The organism is Paenibacillus sp. Y916, assembly GCF_056786435.1.
Genome location: NZ_JBXCJA010000009.1, coordinates 37,707 through 60,120, shown reverse-complemented (window position 1 = coordinate 60,120; position 22,414 = coordinate 37,707). Strand labels below are relative to the sequence as shown.

18 protein-coding genes are annotated in these 22,414 nt (G+C 41.5%); 11 read left to right on the top strand and 7 right to left on the bottom strand.

Annotated elements, in window-relative coordinates:
- The first annotated feature begins 60 nt into the window (after positions 1–60).
- Both AC1TO9_RS17795 and AC1TO9_RS17790 read left to right on the top strand, forming a co-directional pair.
- Positions 61–993, top strand: a complete 933-nt coding sequence (locus AC1TO9_RS17795; RefSeq protein ID WP_482060028.1) for a copper amine oxidase N-terminal domain-containing protein — start codon at positions 61–63, stop codon at positions 991–993.
- A 13-nt stretch (positions 994–1,006) separates the two neighbouring features.
- Positions 1,007–4,252: a DUF5704 domain-containing protein gene (locus AC1TO9_RS17790; protein WP_482060027.1), complete on the top strand. Its 3,246-nt coding sequence runs from the start codon at positions 1,007–1,009 to the stop codon at positions 4,250–4,252.
- Between the two features lie 81 nt (positions 4,253–4,333).
- On the opposite strand, the gene AC1TO9_RS17785 is transcribed toward AC1TO9_RS17790, so the two are convergent.
- Positions 4,334–5,623 (bottom strand): Gfo/Idh/MocA family oxidoreductase, encoded by a 1,290-nt coding sequence (locus AC1TO9_RS17785; protein ID WP_482060026.1) that lies wholly within the window; start codon positions 5,621–5,623, stop codon positions 4,334–4,336.
- A gap of 125 nt (positions 5,624–5,748) precedes the next feature.
- Here AC1TO9_RS17785 and AC1TO9_RS17780 point away from each other — a divergent pair, with 125 nt between their 5' ends.
- Positions 5,749–6,606 (top strand): helix-turn-helix domain-containing protein, encoded by an 858-nt coding sequence (locus AC1TO9_RS17780; protein ID WP_482060025.1) that lies wholly within the window; start codon positions 5,749–5,751, stop codon positions 6,604–6,606.
- Positions 6,607–6,961: 355 nt separating this feature from the next.
- Here the strand turns inward: AC1TO9_RS17780 and AC1TO9_RS17775 are convergent, their stop codons facing one another.
- Positions 6,962–7,093 carry a hypothetical protein gene (locus AC1TO9_RS17775; RefSeq protein ID WP_482056762.1) on the bottom strand — a complete coding sequence of 44 codons (132 nt, stop codon included), beginning with the start codon at positions 7,091–7,093 and terminating at the stop codon, positions 6,962–6,964.
- Positions 7,094–7,460: 367 nt separating this feature from the next.
- Between AC1TO9_RS17775 and AC1TO9_RS17770 the strand changes: the two genes are divergently transcribed.
- The 5 genes from AC1TO9_RS17770 to katA all read left to right on the top strand — a co-directional run bounded on the left by AC1TO9_RS17770 (position 7,461) and on the right by katA (position 15,032).
- The gene (locus tag AC1TO9_RS17770; protein WP_482060024.1) at positions 7,461–8,489 is read left to right on the top strand and encodes a substrate-binding domain-containing protein; all 1,029 of its coding nucleotides are present in this window, start codon (positions 7,461–7,463) and stop codon (positions 8,487–8,489) included.
- Complete coding sequence (locus AC1TO9_RS17765; RefSeq protein WP_482060023.1) at positions 8,486–9,907, top strand: sensor histidine kinase; 1,422 nt, start codon at positions 8,486–8,488, stop codon at positions 9,905–9,907. Before AC1TO9_RS17770 ends, AC1TO9_RS17765 begins: the two co-directional genes overlap by 4 nt.
- Positions 9,908–9,915: 8 nt before the next feature.
- Entirely contained in the window at positions 9,916–11,262 is a 1,347-nt protein-coding gene (locus tag AC1TO9_RS17760) for a response regulator transcription factor (RefSeq protein WP_482056821.1), read from the top strand.
- A 207-nt stretch (positions 11,263–11,469) separates the two neighbouring features.
- A complete protein-coding gene (locus tag AC1TO9_RS17755) occupies positions 11,470–12,870 on the top strand; it encodes a sugar porter family MFS transporter (protein WP_482056765.1) in 1,401 nt (466 codons plus the stop codon).
- Between the two features lie 701 nt (positions 12,871–13,571).
- Positions 13,572–15,032, top strand: a complete 1,461-nt coding sequence (gene katA / locus AC1TO9_RS17750) for a catalase KatA (protein WP_482060022.1) — start codon at positions 13,572–13,574, stop codon at positions 15,030–15,032.
- A gap of 119 nt (positions 15,033–15,151) precedes the next feature.
- Here katA and AC1TO9_RS17745 read toward each other — a convergent pair whose 3' ends face one another.
- From AC1TO9_RS17745 to AC1TO9_RS17735, 3 genes are read right to left on the bottom strand one after another with little or no spacing between them, the layout of a single operon-like run.
- Positions 15,152–15,997 carry a MetQ/NlpA family ABC transporter substrate-binding protein gene (locus tag AC1TO9_RS17745; RefSeq protein WP_482060021.1) on the bottom strand — a complete coding sequence of 282 codons (846 nt, stop codon included), beginning with the start codon at positions 15,995–15,997 and terminating at the stop codon, positions 15,152–15,154.
- A gap of 37 nt (positions 15,998–16,034) precedes the next feature.
- Positions 16,035–16,697 (bottom strand): methionine ABC transporter permease, encoded by a 663-nt coding sequence (locus AC1TO9_RS17740; RefSeq protein WP_482060020.1) that lies wholly within the window; start codon positions 16,695–16,697, stop codon positions 16,035–16,037.
- The gene (locus tag AC1TO9_RS17735) at positions 16,687–17,451 is read right to left on the bottom strand and encodes a methionine ABC transporter ATP-binding protein (RefSeq protein WP_482060019.1); all 765 of its coding nucleotides are present in this window, start codon (positions 17,449–17,451) and stop codon (positions 16,687–16,689) included. The genes AC1TO9_RS17740 and AC1TO9_RS17735 overlap by 11 nt, the downstream gene beginning before the upstream one ends.
- 412 nt (positions 17,452–17,863) lie before the next feature.
- Between AC1TO9_RS17735 and mscL the strand changes: the two genes are divergently transcribed.
- A complete protein-coding gene (gene mscL, locus AC1TO9_RS17730) occupies positions 17,864–18,241 on the top strand; it encodes a large-conductance mechanosensitive channel protein MscL (protein WP_482060092.1) in 378 nt (125 codons plus the stop codon).
- 192 nt (positions 18,242–18,433) lie between these two features.
- Positions 18,434–18,817, top strand: a complete 384-nt coding sequence (locus AC1TO9_RS17725) for a hypothetical protein (RefSeq protein ID WP_482056770.1) — start codon at positions 18,434–18,436, stop codon at positions 18,815–18,817.
- 153 nt (positions 18,818–18,970) lie between these two features.
- On the opposite strand, the gene AC1TO9_RS17720 is transcribed toward AC1TO9_RS17725, so the two are convergent.
- Positions 18,971–19,486 (bottom strand): hypothetical protein, encoded by a 516-nt coding sequence (locus AC1TO9_RS17720; RefSeq protein WP_482060018.1) that lies wholly within the window; start codon positions 19,484–19,486, stop codon positions 18,971–18,973.
- A gap of 2 nt (positions 19,487–19,488) precedes the next feature.
- Positions 19,489–20,475: a Gfo/Idh/MocA family protein gene (locus AC1TO9_RS17715; RefSeq protein ID WP_482056773.1), complete on the bottom strand. Its 987-nt coding sequence runs from the start codon at positions 20,473–20,475 to the stop codon at positions 19,489–19,491.
- Positions 20,476–20,785: 310 nt separating this feature from the next.
- Here AC1TO9_RS17715 and glgP point away from each other — a divergent pair, with 310 nt between their 5' ends.
- Entirely contained in the window at positions 20,786–22,402 is a 1,617-nt protein-coding gene (glgP, locus tag AC1TO9_RS17710) for an alpha-glucan family phosphorylase (protein ID WP_482060017.1), read from the top strand.
- The last annotated feature ends 12 nt before the right edge of the window (positions 22,403–22,414 follow it).

Here is a 22,414-nt window from a genome sequence, read left to right as displayed (position 1 = left end):
GTATATTCAGAATGGTTATAGTTATTTTATTAAGACACTACTACTTTTTAGGAGGAATACATGATGAAAAAAGGACTCATAATTATGGTTACTAGTTTATTAGTTAGCGTAGGAAGTTTCGGTACGTATGCATTACCTGCTATAGCAGCAGAAAGTGTAGAAGTGACTAAACCGGATATTGAGGTATTACTCAACGCAAGGAAGATTACCTTTCCAGATGCGAAGCCATATTCAGAGAATAATCGTGTCATGGTACCGATCCGCTTTGTCAGCGAAGCCTTGGGCGCAGAGGTGAAATGGGATGGTGGGAAAGAGGTTTCGATTGTAAACGATAAAACAGCTGTTACATTAACGATTGGTTCTAGTGTCGCTATTGTTGACGGTAAAAGTGTTACTTTCGATACAAGCATGAAAATTAATAAACAACGCACGTATGTACCACTACGATTCGTTAGTGAAACATTGGGACAAACCGTGGATTGGGATGGAAATTGGGTATGGATTGGTTCTAAAGATGCTCCGACTCCGGAAGAAGCAGGTGTGAAGGTGCAGAGTATAGATACGGTGGCGAAACTATTTGCTAATGCACCGGAGTTTCTTATGGATACAAGGAAAAATACTTATTCAGAGGTACTAATTGCTGACAAGTCACAGTTACCTTTGAAAATTGGCAAGGGGTACGGAGAAACGACGATTAAAGATTTAGTTCTCATGAGAAATGGAAATGATTATGGGCTTAAGATCACATATATGGGAACTCCATTTAACATCTTCTATATTGATCAAAAGGTAACGCGGTTTCGAGACCATATCCGATATATGGATACAAAAGATGCAAAAGGGAATAGCGCTGTATTCTATAAAACAACAAGTCAACGAGATTATAATGATTTTGGAGATAAAAATTATATGCAGTTTAAAATTCAAAATGCTGTTTATATTGGTTTTAGAATTGATGATAATCGACTGTTTTTAATTAAAAACCCAATCTAAGGAGTTCTTGCATATGAAACGCTGGATACGATTAGTATTAGTTTTTGTTATTGTCTTTTCTGTATTCTCCACGCTCATTCCAAAGGTTTGGGCGGCCAATATTCCGACCTATCCAGACTACAGTGATAACACGGATACGTACTATTTTGTAGCTAACATGTACTATGAAGTTTGGAAAGGTACAGGTGGGGATGATGATTGGCGTGGGGGAGTTCGACCTGGTGATTCAATGTCGCAGGATTATCCCTATAACTTTGATTTTGCAGGGAGAAAAGTATTAGACGTCTCAATAGACGAGTTTGATGCTACACAATCGGTTGTCATTGATGGGCAGCAAGTCAGTCAGCAAGATGTCTTTCACTTTTCACGTTATAAGAGTGTATATTGGCGAGATTTTGAGGATACATCAGCTACTGGGTATACCAGTACGATAGTTGGTGGCGTAACAGGAATTAATACTAGCAGTGTAAATTTAGTCATAAAGGTCACGGGGGAACTTAATGCCAAAAAAGCTGAAGATCCCTCAATAGGTGGAGGATTCGCAAATGGTGTTAGAGCAGAAAGACACTATTACCCAACACTGATCACAATCAAGCTTGAACCCAAAGCAAGGAAAGCGGTAATCAAGCATTTTACAACAAGTGGCGTATCTTTAAATGGTGTAGCTGGGTTCACGGATGAAACAAGAGCTTTATTGGTAGGTACAAACTACTCTTTCACGCATACATCAGGAACTGCAGATTACGTATATAAGGGGTATAAGAAAAGTACAGTCGCTACTCCTTCGGGTGGAAGTATCGACTTCGGAGATCCTCCGGCACTTAATCCTTATGATGGAACTTTCTCAGTATACTATATCAACTATTACTATGAAGGTGTTGAACCTGACATACCTGATGATCCTGAACCCAATACAGTAGAATGTACAGCACCATCGCCTGGAGCCAATATGAATGGCGTTGATCTTAATCCCAATGTGAGTGCAGTCATCAAAGCGGATTCACGTGGGAATGAACAATTCAATGTACTCTTAGGCATACCAACATCAGAAAGTCTCTATGGAAATGTGTGGTCTAAAGATTATCTATATAAATTTGGGTATCAACAAATGACTGGAACCTGTACGTATACGGTGAACGTTACAATGCCTGCAGAAGAACCGGATCCTGATGCGCCACCATTACCAGACCTACCAGCACCAGATCCGGATGCACCACCGGAGGAACCACCAGCGCCTTCTTCAGAACAAGTTACGGTAGTACGTGACTATTCATTCTGGACGATCCTTAACGTGGAAGTTCATAAGATTGATGAAGCGACACTCATGAATTATGCCTTTAATGGGAATGGCATCCGGATATCACCGAGTGGATATAATGCGCCATACTATGCTACAGCACAGAGTAGTGGATATGAACCGGCATCGGTTCCTGAAACCGTTGAAGCTATGCCAAATCAAGATCCTCAAGACGCAGCAGAAATGGCCGTTGGTGAGGTTCGGGTGAAGAATGATACTTTTACTTTCTATACTCAGACATTGATGAATGGGTCAGTGACAGGAGGACATGGATCAACCCCAACGGCGATTCCAACAGCACCCATCACCGGTGACAATGTGTTGTATAGCCCTGGGAATATGATACCTAGTAGTAAGACGAACAAGGCGGACCAACCTAGTTCAGGAACGATTTATTATAGCCAGGTTAATGGATCTGCGAAGTTGAATTACCCGATCAATGGTATCAATACGGTGACTGTGCATACGCCGACCGTCATTTATGCGAATGCTTCGGATGATGCAGCACATAACCAGAAGACAACGCCTAATTATAGCCGGAGGGCTTTTATACTTGATCGCAATATGAAAGTGTACATGCCTACGAGTGGGCAACATCGTAATATTCCCGGGTACGGAAACCGTGATTATGCAAAGTATATTAAGACCAAACAGGTCCGCTTTGAATTTGATGTCTATACAGCTGACAAATCCAGATTCCATCCGAAGGATACTTGGATCACTGTACCTGTTTCAGATTTAGAATCTACGTTCTTCCTACCTGTGTGGGTCGATGAGGGAGACTATACCGTTTACTTCAGATACTTTGCTGAAAATTCACCTTTATCCGGATTCACGACTGAATCGGAAGCGAATTTGAACCTAATCAACCATGTAGCAACGGATACCGTACCTGTAGAAGTGATTGGCAGATTATATGACTTTCGTATAACGGATATCGCTGATCCGAATTGGGAAACGGTGTTTCGAACAGCTGTTGGTAGCCCTACAGAAAGAGGGACTTCCTACTGGGTAGGAACGAAAGGAATCGATGGAAGTGCTAATGGTTCCTATGCTCCGTATGTCCTTCCAATACTCAGAGGAAGTCATCCTGTATCTGCTTTCAAGACCATGTCGGTTAAGACAGGCTATCATTTCAAATTCGATCTGAAGACTAAGGGCAACATGTTTGAAGATAAGGATGCAATTCAGATCACGCCGACTTTTCACTTCCAGGATAACGATGCTTCAACACCTGCGAAACGAATTGAAGTTGATCTGTACTACCATTCGGACACTGCAAAGTTCGTGAAGATCGGATCGGCTGCGGATTTAGATCGTCGAAATATCATCCTTGATAAACGCTTACGCAATGTTCCTGTTGCTGACATCGTGAACACAGCCGGATCGATATATGATATGAATACGGGTTGGTCGATCACAAGGCCACAGTATTTAGCAGCATTCCAAAAAAGAGCAAAAGAAGATACGTATGTAGGTGGATATGGATTTGAAATACTTCCATCCCCATTACGTACATTCATTAACACATTTAACAGGCCCGACAATGCAAGTGCAAGTCCAGCTAGAACGAATGCTTCCATTCAACAGTGGTACGGAGAATACAGTTTACCGGCTGCAGTCTATGTCGTTGCCAAAGGAACCGATTTGGCCGCTTATGGCAGATCGAATCGACTAGATGAAGCTTCACCGATCTTTTTACGTAAAGGTTATATCTCTGTCAATTTCAATATTGAAACGATTCGAAATGCAGATTTAAAGAAACCCCATTTACAATATATCCATGGACCGTTAAATAACCAGTGGTGGGATATGGAAGGCTTTGATGGTACAGATGGAGTGCGAGATCGAATCATTACCGATCCTTATGGTGTTCAATTCATCTTGCAAGATGGCGATGTCGTTTTCTATGATGCAAATAAATCTTCGTATGATGATTACGCGCCAAATGGAACACATTAACAAGTACAACTGAACCGCAAATAGCAGGCCAAGAGTGACTCTCTTGACCTGCTACCTACTTGTCCATATATTTTCAGCTGTTTAGAATTGAACTAGACTATCGACACGAACAGGAAGCCCCGTCCGTATCGCCTTATTCGCCGCGATACCAGTTAAGATGGATCTCGCTCCATCGATATGATTCGCAGCACGATTGAACTTATCAGGTTCTGGATTTCCAAATATATCATTCAGTAACACAGGATCGCCACCTCCGTGACCACCCTCCGCCTCTTCGACCTCAACTTCATAAGGCTCATTGAACATAGGGAATACGTGAATCGACTTGCCTTTTAACGCACCTTCTAACGCCTTATCTCCTCCAGAATTCACGTATGATTGTTCAACTACATTCACCTCAATACGTCCTTTGCTTCCATTAAAGACAATACGATATCCTTCCCACGGCTGATAAGCAACAAGTGAATACGTTAGAATCGCTTTATTCTTATATTGAACTAACACGCCCATCGTATCCTCAATGCTAATTCCGTCTCCGAATACACTTTGGTCACGGCGATATCCATCTTCATGTTCGGCATCCAGATACATGGCCTTTAAATGCTCATTGTCATCTAAATGCAGAGCAAATGGATCTTCCTTAGCAATCCGGTTCCCGGTAGCCCGCTCATAGAACTGCGTTTCTCCCCGCTTCTCCGCATTTTCCTTGCCATAGAACATCAAGTCTCCGAAAGCAAACACGGTTTCGGGTTGAGATCCGATCCAAAAGTTCACGAGATCGAAGTGATGTGTTGACTTGTGAACGAGCAACCCACCACTATTTCTTTTATCACGATGCCAACGACGGAAATAATCTGCACCATGTTCCGTATTTAGTAGCCATTCGAAATGCACGGAATGAACTTGACCGATTACGCCGTCCATTATTAATTCCTTTAGTTTCGTATGATGTGGTGCATAGCGATAATTGAACGTCACACGTATATCTCGTCCCGTCCGTTTCACCGTGTCTAGAATTTCTTGGCACTTCTCTTCATCCACAGTCATCGGCTTCTCAGTCACAACATCACAACCAAGCTCCATAGCGCGAATGATATACGTATGATGTGTACGGTCTACACTTGTGACAATAACAACGTCTGGCTTCTCTCTATCAATCATCAGATCGAACTGTTCTGCTGTATATGTCGGAATCTCGGGATAATCATACTTCTCTCGCAACAATTGGTTCGCATAGTTCATACGAGTCTGATTCGTATCACAAAAGGCTATCAGTTCAGAAGTGTCTCGATAATCCCTTGCTAAGGCTGCATAGAAAAACTCTGCTCTTCCCCCTGTACCTACTAGAACATAACGTTTCTTCTGACTCAATTCAAACGCCTCCTCTTCTTATTACAATAACAATACCGCAAATAAGAACGATATTCTCCGCAAAATATGTCCATTTCTTCTAATACCCCGCTTTATTTGCTATAATTTAAATAGAGGTGATCGCTGTGAACCAGCCGTTTCATATTATGTTCCATGATCCTTATCATCAGATCGACATTGAATATGATCGGAGAATAGGTCATTTCACGATGCAGAATGACCATATTCATGATCATTACGAGTTATATTACTTGTTATCAGGCGAACGTAGCTATTTCATTAAAGATCGGAGCTATCACATTATAGCTGGAGATCTTGTGTTTATAGACCGCAATGCCGTTCATAAAACATCCGATGTAGGCATTCCTGATCATGAACGTATTGTCATATACTTGAATCGCAACGTCCTAGAGCAACTTTATTTAGAATGGCTACCCATATTAGAAGAACCATTTATGTGGGACACCCCCATACTACGGCTCCCGCTACACGAGAGTAGCTATCTAACGGAATCAATGGGTCAGATTAAGCATGAGTTAGCATCAATACAACCCAATAGTTCACTTCTCTTTCGACATCGCATTGTCGAGCTGTTACTTCATGCCCATCAGCAACGGATGAATAATAAACATCTTATACTGGATGACGAAACACCGATCCGACGCAAGATAGCTGACATTGCCCGCTATCTCAATGATCATATCGCTGAGTCGCTTCCACTGCCAGAAGTTGCAAGCCGCTTCTATATTAGCCCTTTTTATTTAAGCCGTCTTTTCAAAGAAACGACTGGGTTTACATACAGTAATTATTTAAGCTTAACCCGAGTTAAGGAAGCTCAGAGACTTTTACAAGAGACCCAACTTCCCATATCTGAAATTGCTTGGCAATGTGGCTTCGATAACTTCTCCCATTTCGGCAAAACGTTTAAAAAGATCTCGCATCTTTCTCCACGAGATTATCGTAAAGCACATGGAAGGGCGTGAGTGGGAGGTCGTGAGTGTGACCTTCCACTGCTGTTAAAACCGTGGGAGGTCGTGAGTGTGATCTTCCACTGCTGTTAAAAGCATGTTCACATGAATGTTATTAAGCGGACAGAACACGTTTTTAAAGGTGGATACTCCGCTCTCCATCCCACACTCACGCCCTTAGCAACTTTAAAAACAAGCTTAAACGGCTATGCCGTCCTTTGTGAAAGTTTCCTTATAATAAAGAAGTTTACGTTTACAATGCCAGTAATGCATTGTATCGCTAGCAGGTATGAGCTCCACCACCAACACCAATAATCACCTTCCACTTCCACCATTCACTATTAGCTGCAAATAGTACACTTAGATTTAGTCAATCTCCGTTAACACTAACTTTAGTTGCATAGAGTACATCTAGATTACTGCAATCCCCGTTAACACTAACTTTAGTTGCATAGAGTACATCTAGATTACTGCAATCCTCACTTTTCAGCGTTTTCGCCACTTTTAAGTGTATTTTTGATAACTAATTCCCTTATTCCCTACTTTTCCTTCTAATTAAATGCAGTTTATGCATCTATTCTTGTCTCGCCTTCACTACTTTCATATTCATCTTCACTACTTTCATATTCATCTTCACCTCCATCTTCATGCGCGCAGCATTATTCGTCACTCTAACATCGCCTCTCTACGCATATTCCACTGAATTACAACATGACATCCGGATCTCAAGAAGATGGAATCGGGTGAGTGTCGTAATATGATATTCATTCATTTCGGGTTCATTTCGGAGTCATTTCGGGTTCGTTTTGGGTTTACTTCATCTATCTAGTATAATGTGCATACTAAGTACATATCTAAGGAGTTGCAGTATGTCTAACCGGAAATGGAATCTGAGCATTGTGATCCTATTTGTTATATTTGCTTGTTTAATGCTAAGTTTCCTGTTCTCTACGCTACGTATTCGTGAATTGATCCAACCTCTACAATCTACGGATGAGAGTGATTCTATCTCTCGCCACGTCGTATTGATCGCACAAGAGTTGGACAATCCCTATTGGCGCTCTATTGAAGATGGCGCACGAAGAGCCGCACAGCAATACGGCATGAATCTCGAATATATGGGCCCCTTTCGTATCAATCCAGATGAACAAATTAAACGACTGGAGAAAGCCATTGCTGCTAAAGCAGATGCCGTCGTAATTCAAGGAATCAATAACCCTCAATATCGTACATTAATTGATAAAGCTATAGATCAAGGTGTTCCTGTAATTACTATAGATACGGATGAACCTGGTAGCCAAAGATTATCTTATGTAGGCACGGATAACTTAGAGGCTGGAAAAAGAATGGGTGAGCTTGTCATGCAATCCATTCATGAACAACCATTAGTTGAACAAATAAGCATTGGTGTATTAATTGGAGACGAATCGGCTGATAATCAGCAATTACGTCTGCAAGGGTTCCGCTCCGTTATTGATCAATATGATAACCTTTCGATTGCTGAAGTGATGTCTTCCAGCATTTCTCGTCTGCAGGCAGCTGAACAAGCAGAATATATCCTCTTACATCATCCAGATGTCACATATATGGTTGGTCTCAGCTCTTTGGATGGAATCGGTATTCTCGAAGCTGTGCAACGTGTCTCCGTACAAGGAAATGTGCAGGGGAAGGGGATTAACATATTCGCATTTGACGACTTAGCTGAAACGAAGGAAGCTATTACTCAGTGTCAGATCGTCTCGACGATTGTACAACAACCCAACAGAATGGGTTATGATTCCATATCGCTCATCCATGATTTTTTCCAAGGTAAAGCATTACAACAGCAGCATTTCACAGCGATTACTGTACTTGATCGAAGGACATCTGCCGTTTCCGAAGAGGTGGTGTGCCCATGACGATTCGCAAAAAATTACTGTTGTTTATTCCGCTACTCGTATTGCTCGTCAATTCAGTTACCTTCTTTCTATTTCAAAGCAGTCAAACCGTTCAGCAAAGCTACGGTATTATGATGGATCGCATCCTGATGTATAATCAATCCGCTCAAACCGCGGATCTTACGCTTAGATTACTTTATCAAGATTTAATTCATACTGAAAGTAACAGCGCAACAAATTTAGATCAAGAGCAGAACAAGTTAGAAGAGATCCGTAGCCAACTCTCCGAGATCACGAGTCCCTCTCTTACACCTTCGACTCTCATGGGATATTCGCATATGCTGGAAACACTCATTGAACAGACGGCAGCTGTACTTGCAGCAGTTGACGCTCAAACACCAAGTATCGCATTCGCTCATTACGTCGATGCAGAGCAAACAACTGCATTTATTCGAGAGGAAGCACAACGTCTTGTTGATATAGAACTCGCCTTCTATCAACCCATTTACCGGGAAGTCCAACAAGAGAATACACGAATGAATCAATTAAGCTCAGCTATATTTGTTGTGAATACACTGATGAGCATTGTACTTGCGATCTGGATTTCCCAGAGTATCACTAGACCTGTCAGTAAGCTGGTCAATCTAGCTAGGCAGGTGTCGCTTGGTGATCTCAAGGTAGTTGATTCACTACCCTCACGTTCCAACGATGAACTTGGCATATTGTCGGAAGCATTCCAACAAATGACTAACGATCTAGTCGTATTAATAGAGAAGGATAAAGCAAACATAGAACAGGAGAAGCTGCTCAAAGAATTGGAGTTGCAAGCGTTACAGAACCAGATGAATCCGCACTTTCTTTTCAACACCTTAAATGTGCTCTCTAAGTTAGCATTACTAGAAGGTGCTGAGAAGACGAGCGATCTCATCATTTCTATGTCTAATCTTCTACGTTATAATTTACGTAATCTCGATCAACCTGTAACGCTGGAAGATGAACTGAACATCGTTCAAGAATATTGCACGATTCAACAGGCACGATTCAGGGATCGAATCCAATTCGAATTAGAAATTGACGAGTCCACACTACAAGAGCCTATCCCTGCTCTGACACTTCAACCTATGGTTGAGAATGCCTTCTTACACGGTGTTCAAGGGATGGAACAAGGCGGGCTCATCCGGTTAGAAATTATGAGAATTCCAAAGGGCATACTCATCAAATTAATAGATAACGGAAGTGGAATGGATGAGAACACAAGACAAGCCATACTACGAATGGAAGCAGGAACGGAGAAAGAACACTCCACCGGTCTTGGCACAAGTAATGTGTTCAAGCGTATGCAATTATTTTATGGACAACCTAATCTTATGAATATTGAAAGCGCACCTGGAGAAGGAACGACGATAACCATCCTTATTCCAAAGAAGAAAGGAGAATGAACACCAACATGTACCGACTATTGATCGCGGATGACGAGGCGCTGGAGCGCGAAGGCTTGGAATGGATTATTCAGCACATGATGCCGGATACATTTGAGGTCATTCATGCCAACAATGGACGAGAAGCTATTGAACGAGCGGAGGAGCATCGTCCACATATCGTGATGATGGATATCAATATGCCCGGAATTCAAGGTTTAACCGCTATACGCGAAATTAAAGAGCGACTTCCCGATACGAAGTTCGTCTTGGTGACCGCCTACGATTACTTTGCATATGCTAAGGAGGCGGTTACGCTTGGCGTAAAGGAATATCTTCTTAAACCAGCCAAACGCGAACAGGTCGTTAGTTTGTTGGAGGAACTTCTTGCAGAATTGAAGCAGGAGAAAAAAAGACGCAATGATGAGTTAGAACTCAGACATCAAGTATCCCATCTTTTACCGTTAGTCGAGAACGAACTTGCCTTGATGTTCATGATCGATCAGACTTTGGACACAGATGCCGAACAATTATCCGAATGGCTTCGCTTCCCCCTTGAACAGGGCTGTGCCCTAGTCATGGCTTTTCCAGAACATATTCATTCACAGAACAAGCAAAAAATATACGATGTCATCCGAAGTTACACAAAGACGGCTAGAGCCAGTAGTATTGTAAGTTCTCTCATTAATCGTCATATGGCTATTTTCCTATGGAAAGACCCGAATATTCAAGATACTCTATGGAATGAGACAATGAAACAATACGGAACCAAGCTAGGTCTACTCATTGAACAACAGCTTAAATATGAAGTATCCATTGGCATCGGCTCGATTGGGAGCGGAGAAGACGGATTACGAAAATCCTACTTCGAAGCTGTATTTGCATCCACCTATGACGATCATAACGGAAACGTATGCCATTTCGAAGATTTGAAGGAAGGAGAACTACAGCCGCTCTCCGAATCAGTACGCCATTCCTTCATCACGGAACCAAGTCACAGATCCTATGTTCTCTCCGCGCTGCATCATATTCGTGAAGAACGTGAGCAACAAACGCTGGGCGTCCTCGACAGGGCACTTGGCTACATTCAGGAAAGATTTGCAGAAGATCTATCTCTTGAAGATGTCGCGGATGTTGTCCACCTCAACGCCCATTATTTCAGTAAAATATTCAAACAACAAACCGGTAGTACATTTATTGATTATGTGACTCATTTGCGGATCGATAAAGCCAAGACTCTAATGAATTCCGGGCAACTTAGCCTGAAGGAAGTCTGCTACAAAGTCGGTTATAATGACCCTAATTATTTCAGTCGTGTGTTCAAAAGAGTTGCCGGGATTACAGCTAGTGAATATCGCGATCAGAATAAATCATGAGAAGTCCATGCCTATGTCATGGACTTTTTTCTGTTATTTAGGTCATAAAAGTGCTACTTCTCCTTCCTCTCAAAAACATAAGTGCATGATATTAATTAAATGCGGGAATAACACAGATTAGTGAAGGTAATGGTTGTCCAACACCCCAATTATCCGTGTTACAATAAAAACGCAATTTAAGTGGATGTGTCGAGAGGAGATATGAAGTTGGATACTATAATAAGTAAAGAACCCGAAAAAGTAAGTATGAAGTTTGTGACCCTAGTGTCCATTGTATCCGCTCTTGGTGGATTATTATTCGGATTTGACACGGCAGTCGTGTCAGGTGCTATCGGTTTTATGCAAGAACATTTTGAATTAAGTCAGTTACAAGTAGGTTGGGCCGTTTCCAGTCTCATTATTGGCTGTATTGTAGGAGCAGCACTCTCTGGCGTGTTGAGCGATAAATTTGGTAGAAAAAGATTACTGATTACCGCAGCTATTGTATTTATTATCGGTTCAATCGGTTCTGGAATAGCAGATACATTCTCCTTTTATATTATCGCTCGTATGATTGGTGGGTTCGGAATAGGGATTACGTCAACCCTGTGTCCACTCTATAATGCTGAGATTGCCCCAGCTAAATTCCGTGGCCGTCTAGTCGCATTGAATCAGCTTGCGGTCGTAACCGGAATTTTCATCACGTATTTCGTCAACTTGTGGATTTCTAATTCTGGAGATGCTGCTTGGGGAGTCACAACAGCTTGGCGTTGGATGTTCGGAGTTGGCGCTATTCCAGGCGTCCTATTTCTAATCTTACTCTTCTTTGTTCCTGAAAGCCCAAGATGGTTGATCAAGCAAGGAAGAGCAGCCGATGCTTTGCCTATTCTACTTCGTATTCACGGTGAAGAATTAGCCAAGAAAGAAGTTCTCGATATTAAAAAGTCGTTCGATCAAGAAAGCGGATCGATTCGCCAATTGTTCAAACCAGGACTACGTATCGCACTCATTGTCGGTGTAGCATTGGCAGTCTTACAGCAGATTACAGGAATTAACGCGGTGATGTATTATGCACCGGAAATATTCAAAGCAACAGGAGCTGGGACGAACTCGGCACTCATTCAGACGATATTTGTCGGTTTGGTCAATTTCCTATTCACGATTCTAGCCATCTGGCTCATTGATAAGGTCGGGCGTAAAGCACTGCTGTTAGTCGGTACCGGATCGATGATGATTTGTCTCATCGTCATAGGTGCAGCTTTTCAGTCAGGGAATACTTCAGGACCTTGGATTCTAATCTTTATATTATTATATGTAGCATCCTTTGCCATATCATTAGGTCCAGTCGTATGGGTCATTATGTCTGAAATTTTCCCTAACCGAATCCGCGGTAAGGCCATTGCCATTGCTTCCATGGCACTTTGGGCGGCCGATTATGTCGTGTCTCAGTCATTTCCGCCTATGCTAAGTTCAATAGGACCTGGGATTACGTTCTGGATATTCGGGGCGATGTCCCTAGTCACATTCATCTTCACTTGGCGTGTTGTTCCCGAGACAAAAGGGAAAACGCTGGAAGAAATTGAATTACTTTGGACACCCTCAGAGAGTACTTCAACCAACAAGGCTTAAAAAATATATTCATAATATCAACAAAGAAGCCATAATCTCCATTGATAGCATAGGAGATCATGGCTTCTTTTTTCACTCACACGCGTGATCTCAACTTTTCCTTGCTATAGAGAGGGTATTACGCAGTTAGTTGCAAATTTGTCCTCTAAACCCACCACTATTACTCTATCCCCTACTCTAGCTGCTCAAATGGTATCTAATTACTCGAAAAATCCACTTTTCCACGATTCCCCCGATTTTAACTGTCATCCGCGCACTTAATTCTCGCAAGCCAGCTTATTCTGCTAATTTAGGTGTTGTTTAGGTACTTACTCACCGGCGGTGGATTTCTAACGGAAGTCACAGACCTTATTCCACGAAAAAACACCAAAATGAAATTTTAACGGAAATACAGGCCTCTATATGCACATTAACAGCTCAAATCCGAAGAAAGAGACCAAATAAGGTCGCTCATTTCCGTTAGAATTCCAAAAGTAACGATTTAGGCAAAATAGAGGCTGCTATTTCCGTTAAAAAATGTACGTGGTTACTCTCCATGATATCAATACACGCGATGTCTCCATAGCAGCTTATACTTTCTACTATGTAAAAAAGTTGATGTATAATTTTTCTATTTAGAATGATTATAAAAAAGTATTGATTATATCTTGAGAACTGCTATCATATAGATATATTAAAATAACTTATGAGGTGATACTTGAATGACTAACGAAAACAATAAACTAACAACAAGCTGGGGTGCTCCTGTAGGAGATAATCAGAATTCAATGACAGCAGGTTCTCGTGGTCCAGTATTAATTCAGGATGTACACCTATTAGAAAAATTGGCGCATTTCAATCGTGAACGTGTTCCAGAACGTGTTGTACATGCTAAGGGTGCCGGAGCACACGGTTATTTCGAAGTTACTAATGACTTATCTCAATATACTAAAGCTTCCTTCCTTAATGCTGTGGGCAAACGTACACCGATGTTTGCACGCTTCTCCACTGTTGCAGGTGAACTTGGATCTGCTGACACCGTACGTGATCCACGCGGATTCGCTCTGAAGTTCTACACCGAAGAAGGAAATTACGATTTAGTTGGGAACAATACACCGATATTCTTCATTCGTGATGCGATCAAATTCCCTGATTTCATCCATACACAGAAGCGTCATCCACAGACCCATTTGAAAAGTCCGAATGCTGTTTGGGACTTCTGGTCTTTATCCCCTGAGTCATTGCACCAAGTCACTATTCTCATGTCTGATCGTGGTATTCCCGCAACATTAAGACATATGCATGGATTTGGTAGTCATACATTTAAATGGGTTAATGCGGAAGGCCAAGCTGTTTGGGTGAAATATCATTTCAAAACAGAGCAAGGTATCAAAAACCTTGATGTCGATCTAGCCGCTAAACTTGCAGGTGAGAATCCTGATTATCATACAGAGGATCTTTTCAATGCTATTGATCAAGGTGATTTCCCAGCATGGAAACTATCTGTTCAGATTATGCCACTTGAAGATGCTAACACATACCGTTTCGATCCATTCGACGTTACTAAAGTATGGTCCCAGAAAGATTACCCACTTATCGAAGTTGGTCGGATGGTGCTAGATCGTAACCCTGAGAACTATTTCGCTGAAGTAGAGCAAGCTACATTCTCTCCTGGATCATTTGTACCTGGGATCGAAGCTTCTCCAGATAAAATGCTACAAGGTCGTCTATTCGCATACGGAGATGCTCATCGTTACCGCGTAGGTGCTAACCATAATGCGTTACCAATTAACTGTCCATATGCTGCCAAAGTCAATAATAATCAACGTGATGGACAAATGAGACCTGATAACAATGGTGGAAGTTCCGTATACTATGAGCCTAATAGTTATGGCGGGGCTACAGAATCACCTCAAGACAAGCCTGTTCCATTCGAAGTATCCGGATTGGCTGATAGTGTAGCTTATGATAGTGATGACCACTATACACAAGCTGGTGACTTATACCGTCTGATGAGCGAAGATGAGCGTACCCGTCTTGTTCAGAACTATGTCGGAGCTATGACACCTGTGGATAAGGATGAGATTAAACTTCGTCAAATCGGACACATCTATAAAGCTGATCCAGAATTCGGGCAACGTGTTGCCGAAGGACTCGGACTGTCTGTACCACAGCAATCATAATATGTATATCGCGACAAAATAATAATAAAGCGGCTATTCCAACGTGGATTTCTCCACGGATGGAATAGCCGCCTTTTTCATTGATATGGAATTTTTATATTCTATAATCACAATAAAGACTATTCAAATGCAGGTACAGCAATTTCATCGTAATTGTCCTTGAAGAATTGTTTCACTTCAGGACTTGTCATTCTCTTGGCAAGCTTCTGGATCGGTTCTGAATCTGCATTATCTTTGCGAGCCACTAGCGTAATGACGAAATCGGAATCATTCCCTTCCGAAATCAACGCATCTTTCTTAGGTGTTAATCCAAGAGGTTTCGCATATGCTGGGGTCATGGCAACGAGATCTACATCATCTATTGTGCGCGCAAGCATCAATAAATCAACTTCTTGAAATTTGAATTTCTTCTCATTCTCGATAATATCTGCTTGTGTAGCGTTAATACCTGCACCCTCTTTTAACTTGATCAAGCCATTCTTCTCAAGCATAACAAGGGATCTTCCAATGTTAGAAGGATCATTTGCAATCGCAATGGTCGCTCCCTCGGGTACATCATCTATGTGCTTGTAGTTTTTGGAGTATGCACCATAGATGGCATTATAGATCGGCGCTACTTTTACCAATTCTGTATTATTGCTCTCGTTATATAGTTCCATGTAGGGAACATGTTGAAAGAAGTTAGCGTCAACCTCCTTATTAGCCAAGGCATTGTTAGGTTGAATATTATCAGCCAACACGACAATTTCAAGATTAATGCCATCTTCCTTCAGCAAGGGCTTCACTAGCTCTAATACCTCTGTCATTGGCGGAATAAGCGTAGCAATTCTCAATGTAACTTCTTCTTGCTTGCTACCTTCAGCTTCGTTCTGAACCTGATTCTGGTTATTGTTCTTTCCACATCCAGCGATAACTAACATCAATACTACCATCGAAATCAACATTATATTTCTATTTCTCTTCATGTAAATACCCCCATTGTTTTTATCTATCTATATTTCATTATCTTTTATCCAATATTCTAGAAATAAAGCTCCCCGTATATTGGATGGTCTGTACTAGAATGATCATAATGATAATCGTAAAAGTCATCAGATCGGTCTCGAACCTTTGATATCCGTAACGAATAGCGAAATCTCCAATTCCACCTCCACCTACGATACCCATCACAGTCGAATAAGAAATGAAACTGATAGTTGAAGTGGTCAAGCCTAACATAAGCCCTGAACGAGCTTCAACATACAGAAATTTAACGATGATTTGAATCGTCGTAGCGCCCATAGATGAAGCTGCTTCGATAACGCCTTTGGGAACCTCCAAGAGCGACTGTTCCACTAATCTTGAATAGTAAGCAATCGCCATGATGGATAAGGGCACAGATGCCGCAAGCGTCCCTAGAGCCGTTCCGACCACAAACCGAGTAAATGGAATCAAGAATACAACGAGTAGTAGAAAAGGAAATGATCGGACAACGTTAACTAACATATCCAATATTGCGAATAAGACTCGATTCTCATACAATTGACCTTTTCTACAGAAGTACAGCATCGTTCCTAACGGGAGACCTAGTAGAATTGCCGCAAAGATGGATATCCCCACCATGGCGAACGTCTCACTAATCGCTTGCCAAATTTCAGATTGGTATTTCATAATGTTATCGAACATCGCTTTTCCCCACTTTGCTCCAATTATGGCCTACAGCCATGAGGGAAATATCCTCAGACGAAATTGTCTTTCCCTGATCTGTCGTTAACGTTCGGAGCAAGTGGCCATTCGCCATCATAGAAACGTTATTGCATATCGTTGTGATCACATCTATCTCGTGTGTGACGATTACGATGGTTACTCCAAGACTCTGGTTAATATGTTGTAGAACATCTAGAATACCTGATGTAGTCTGCGGATCTAATGATGATGTCGGCTCATCGCATAATAGCACCTTCGGTTGGCTCACAAGCGCTCTAGCAATCGCTACCCGTTGCTTCTGCCCCCCACTTAACGCTGATGGATATTCATCTGACTTATCCAAAAGACCAACGAAGTCCAAATATTGTCGGACTTTTTCCACTCTCTCTTTCTTCGGTAATCCAGCCATTTCGAGCGGAATAGCGACATTTCCACTTACTGTACGATTATTGACTAGATTGAAAGACTGGAATATCATCCCCATCGATCTGCGAGCTTCCCGAAGCTCTCGTGCGGTCATTGAAGTCAGGTCTTTACCATCCACGATAACCGAACCCTCGTCTGGTCGTTCCAATAAATTAATCAGCCGCAAAAGTGTGGATTTCCCCGCTCCACTGCTACCGATGATACCATGAATATCTCCTGCACCAACATGGAGTGATACCGAATCAACCGCTTGAAGACTACTGTTAGAAGTGATGAAGTTCTTACTAACTTGATGTAACGAGATCATCGAGATTCCCCTCCTTCTGTAGGGATTCATTTATACATTCAATCAATTAATGAACGGATGTATAGCGTATGTAAGTCTGGACAAGAATAAGGCCCGCTAGACCTAGGGTCTATGCGAGCAGTCATAACCACAATGGATAATCGAGTTCCTTCTCAGTTCTAGGCAATGACTTACATTACATAGTATACCATTCGGGATACTATAATGCTAAGAAAAGAAGATAATAGTGCTTATATAAAGAAAGGCATCAATGATGATTGTAAGCGACTCATAGTGAATTGCACTCAGCCCATGAAATAGCAACCTTCCTGTCAATATTTATTTTCTAGAATAAGTTCGTTCTATTGCCAGTCTCCCATGCCATTTGATATAATTCAACGTAATTAACTACTGCTAAGGATGTGATATGACTATGTTAAAAGAGTTCAAGGCCTTTGCGCTTAAAGGGAATGTAATGGATCTTGCGATTGCAGTTATCATCGGAGCAGCGTTCGGTAAAATCGTATCCTCCTTGGTTGATGACCTCTTTATGCCATTGATTGGTTTGATTCTTGGGGGTAAAGACTTCTCCGGAATGCAATTTCCATTAGGTGGTGACGCCTTTCTGAAATATGGTTCTTTCCTACAAACCGTCATCGATTTCATTATTGTTGCCTTCTCTATCTTCCTATTCGTTAAGCTACTAACAAAGTTCAAACGTAAAGAAGAAGACAAACCTGCTGCATTACCCGAACCATCGAAAGAAGAATTATTACTTACAGAAATTCGTGACCTGTTGAAACAACGCTAGGTCTAAAATAACTACATTGGATACATATCCATAACAACTTAGGGGATCCCATACGGGGTCCCCTAAGTTCTTATTACGTCATCATATATCTCAACTTCTGAAGAAAAACAGACTCTCCAAATTCAAAGTAGTCTAAGCCAATCCTAGTAGACTCTCATATATTGTTATCATCTCTTGAAAGGAGTGATAGCAATGTCATTAAATATCAATCGTAATCTAAGACTCTCTCTCTTCTCCGGTTCTAGCTTTACGGGGAGACAAATCCTATTTAGACATGGAGAAGTAGCCGTTCGTAATCTAGGAGCATTCCAATTCAATAATGAACTTACCAGTTTCAGGCTGAGAAATTCCGTAAATCCTAGTGATGTCACGCTAGTATTATTTTCTCGCAATAACTTCCAAGGTTCAATCCGCGTATTTCGTGGAAGCCAGAATATTGCTAACTTAGCGAATTCTAATTTCAATAATGTAACCTCGTCATTTATTCTAGTAAGTTCTAGACTAACTGATCAGCAAATTCGTGAAATCCAGCGTACTTCTACTCTGCCTTGTGATATTCTAGTTATCACACGATAACCCCATTTCGCTAGTAGATTAGAAACCATAATTCAAAAAACCTGGAATAGCTATTAAGCCTTTCCAGGTTTTTGGGTTTATACCATATTTGCACCATAGTACCAGTGTTTCGTAACGAAGTTATCCGATGTGTACGCTAATCTCTACAATTAGCTAAATATCATTCAGTTCTGTAAGGGTCTGAATCATATGATCCACTAACTCTGGAATATCCTCCATTTGATCCTCAGAAATCCTTCGCTCAAATCTAACTTCAATCGTATTCATGTATAGCGAATCTTCTTGTCCATATACATAACTTAACGTTTGCGTCGGAGTTATCGAAGACTTCCAAATGTACAGTAATATATCATCAATCTGTCTACATTGTGTCTCCACATTCATAATCTGCATATAGAATCGTAAGCGCAATGTGCAGGCTGGAATCTCGTCTGGTAGTTCTAGAATTTCAGCTGCCAGATCTTTAAGTGATGCCTCTAACAATATTTCAGCAGTCACATTCCTATGCTCAGGCAATACAAATTGTAAAGAAAACTCTCTCGACATAACAGCCATTTCCATACAGTCCGTTCGATTCGTAATCAGAATGCTGCCCTCTAGATTATCCAAATCATACAGATAGTTCTCAAACGTCACTTTTAGATTGTCGTAAACGGTAGGATCAAACATATCTATGCTAAATCCGCTGGATAATGAAGTCCAATCTGACGTCTAGCTTCCTCCATCACTTCTGCAACAGCTAGCGAGTTCGCATGAGAATTAATAGAACTTTCCTGCTGTCCGCTCTGTATCAATCCAATAAACTCCTGGACTTCATAGAACATTGGTTCATGAACCTGCGGCCGAGTTAAATCTTCAATCGAACCATCCCTGTAATGAATTTTCACATTATACGGTACACTGATCTTATCAATCACCATCGTCCCATTCTCGCCCTGTATTTCAGCAGGCAAGTATGAATCCGTAATCTTGGAATGCATTATAATCGCATCCATCTTGTTATATTTCATCACTATACTTCCTTCGCCGTCGGCACCTGATGATAGAAGAACACCTACAGCCTTTACAGTATCTGGCTTGCCAAATAACGCCACCATCGGGTAGAGACAGTAAATGCCTAAATCCATTAATGATCCATTGGATAATTCTGGTTTGAAGGCGTTCAGAACATTCCCCTGTTTAAAAGCATCAAAGCGCGAGGAATATTGACAATAGCTCGCGAAATAACGCCGAATTCGCCCTATTTTATACAAATTATCTTTCATGATAGTAAAATTCGGCATCATCGTAGATTTCAAAGCTTCCATTAATACGACATTGTTCTTCTTCGCTACAGCTATCATTTCTTGCGTCTCAGTCGCATTAGATGCCAGCGGCTTCTCACATAGAACATGCTTTCCATGATTCATACAAAGTATCGCCTGCTCCGCATGGAATGAGTTCGGACTAGCAATGTATACAGCATCGCATTGATCGCCTGATACCATTTCCTCCAAATTCGTATATACCTTAGGATCATTATATTGAGATGCAAAGCTCTTGCCCTTCTCTTCCGATCGCGAATAAACCGCTGTCAGGATGAATTGATCTGTCTCAAGCGCTCCTTGGATGAAACGTTCTGTTATCCAGTTCGTTCCAATAATACCGAATCGTATCATAATTCATCTCATTTCCTTCCCTTATGACTTTATTTATATCATTCTCTCATTCTGATTTCTTCATGTCCACTTTCTATACTGATTTTATTATAAAAGTTACATTAATCAAGAGTAGTGCAAACGATTGTTCATACTCTGTAGCTATATCCCAAAGTTTATAGACGCATTCCGTTAGATTATGCTAATATATCTGTGAAAGCGTTTGTAATCATTGTTAATCTCTATATCTTTAGGCAAACGTTTGCATCTAGATAGCAACTACATCATGTTGTTCAAGTATGTTACAACACATTGATTAGGAGGCTGTTAAATGAGTAACAAAGGATTACCGACCGTAGCTTATTTCAGTATGGAATACGGACTTCATTCAGATTTCAAGATGTATGCAGGTGGTCTAGGTATTCTTGCCGGAGACTATATCAAGGGTGCCAAGGACATCGGCATGCCGATTGTAGCAATCGGACTGAAATGGAAACAAGGCTACACAGATCAAAGAATTGACGCAGAAGGTAAACCCTACGACACATACCATAACTATGTTTACGATTTTCTAGAGGATACTGGAGTTAAAGTAACTGTTAAAGTTAGAAAGACCGATGTTGTATGTAAAGTATGGAAGACAGAACAGTTCGGCAATAGCCCACTATATTTACTTGATACCGATATCCCTGAGAATAACGACGCATGGATAACAGGTCAGCTATATGGTTGGTTCGGTGAAGAACGGATTGCACAAGAAATTGTGATCGGCATAGGCGGCGTCAAAGCAATGCGCGCGCTAGAAATCCCAATCGATGTCTATCATTTCAATGAAGGACATGCGGCTCTTGCCGCTACAGAATTAATCCGCGAAAAGATGTGTACAGGTCATTCCTTCGAAGAAGCTTGGAAAGCCACCAAAGAAGAAGTCGTATTCACCACTCATACTCCAATTAAAGAAGGGAATGAAACACATCCACTCGACCGCCTTGAATATATGACCGCTTTCAATGGCCTAACACGTGATCAAATGGAGCGTATTGGTGGAGATCCATTCAATATGACCGTCGCTGGCTTGCGTCTTTCACGCATTTCTAACGGCGTAGCTCAATTGCATGCAGATACCTCAAACAAAATGTGGAAAGAGATTGCCGGGAGATCTCCCATTATTGGCATTACTAATGCCATCCACACGCCAACTTGGGTTGATGAACGCATCACTGCCGCCTTTGAAAATGGTGGAGATCTGTGGGCCGCACATATGGAAATCAAGCAAGAGCTGATTGACTTCATTAAGGACCGTTCTGGTATTCAGTTAAATGTAGACCATCTTCTCGTCGGATTCTCTCGTAGAGCAGCTCCTTACAAGCGGAGTGATCTTATCTTCTCAACTCCTGAAATCATTGAACCTTATCTGAAATCGGGTAAAGTCCAGATCGTCTTCTCTGGTAAAGCCCATCCATTGGACGATATGGGCAAGAAAATTGTTAGCAATCTCGTCGCTATGATGAAGAGATATCCAAAGAGCGTCGTTTTCTTAGAAAATTATGATATGACCATTGGCGCCATGCTCACTCGTGGTTCAGATATCTGGCTGAATAACCCACGTAGACCACTTGAAGCTAGCGGAACCTCTGGAATGAAGGCGGCGATGAACGGTGTACTCAACTGCTCTATCCTAGACGGTTGGTGGCCAGAAGCCTGTATCGACGGTGAGAACGGTTGGCAGTTCGGCGATGGCTTCGAGACAACAGATTTCAATGAATTGGACCGACATGACACGGAAGCCTTATACGACACTTTACTCAATAGAGTGCTTCCGACGTATTATGAAGATCGTCCGAAGTGGGTTGCCATGATGAAGAAAAGCATTGAGACTACACGCGAAGAGTTTGCATCCAAGCGGATGCTAGAGCAATATTTCAACGAAATGTATATTAAATCCTAAATACAAACAACG

Coding starts and splice junctions, on each gene's coding strand:
- AC1TO9_RS17790 (WP_482060027.1), top strand. CDS start 1,007: ATGAAACGCTGGATACGATTAGTATTAGTTTTTGTTATTGTCTTTTCT.
- AC1TO9_RS17725 (WP_482056770.1), top strand. CDS start 18,434: ATGTCATTAAATATCAATCGTAATCTAAGACTCTCTCTCTTCTCCGGT.
- AC1TO9_RS17770 (WP_482060024.1), top strand. CDS start 7,461: ATGTCTAACCGGAAATGGAATCTGAGCATTGTGATCCTATTTGTTATA.
- AC1TO9_RS17795 (WP_482060028.1), top strand. CDS start 61: ATGATGAAAAAAGGACTCATAATTATGGTTACTAGTTTATTAGTTAGC.
- AC1TO9_RS17765 (WP_482060023.1), top strand. CDS start 8,486: ATGACGATTCGCAAAAAATTACTGTTGTTTATTCCGCTACTCGTATTG.
- mscL (WP_482060092.1), top strand. CDS start 17,864: ATGTTAAAAGAGTTCAAGGCCTTTGCGCTTAAAGGGAATGTAATGGAT.
- AC1TO9_RS17715 (WP_482056773.1), bottom strand. CDS start 20,475: ATGATACGATTCGGTATTATTGGAACGAACTGGATAACAGAACGTTTC.
- AC1TO9_RS17740 (WP_482060020.1), bottom strand. CDS start 16,697: ATGTTCGATAACATTATGAAATACCAATCTGAAATTTGGCAAGCGATT.
- glgP (WP_482060017.1), top strand. CDS start 20,786: ATGAGTAACAAAGGATTACCGACCGTAGCTTATTTCAGTATGGAATAC.
- AC1TO9_RS17720 (WP_482060018.1), bottom strand. CDS start 19,486: ATGTTTGATCCTACCGTTTACGACAATCTAAAAGTGACGTTTGAGAAC.
- katA (WP_482060022.1), top strand. CDS start 13,572: ATGACTAACGAAAACAATAAACTAACAACAAGCTGGGGTGCTCCTGTA.
- AC1TO9_RS17735 (WP_482060019.1), bottom strand. CDS start 17,451: ATGATCTCGTTACATCAAGTTAGTAAGAACTTCATCACTTCTAACAGT.
- AC1TO9_RS17760 (WP_482056821.1), top strand. CDS start 9,916: ATGTACCGACTATTGATCGCGGATGACGAGGCGCTGGAGCGCGAAGGC.
- AC1TO9_RS17745 (WP_482060021.1), bottom strand. CDS start 15,997: ATGAAGAGAAATAGAAATATAATGTTGATTTCGATGGTAGTATTGATG.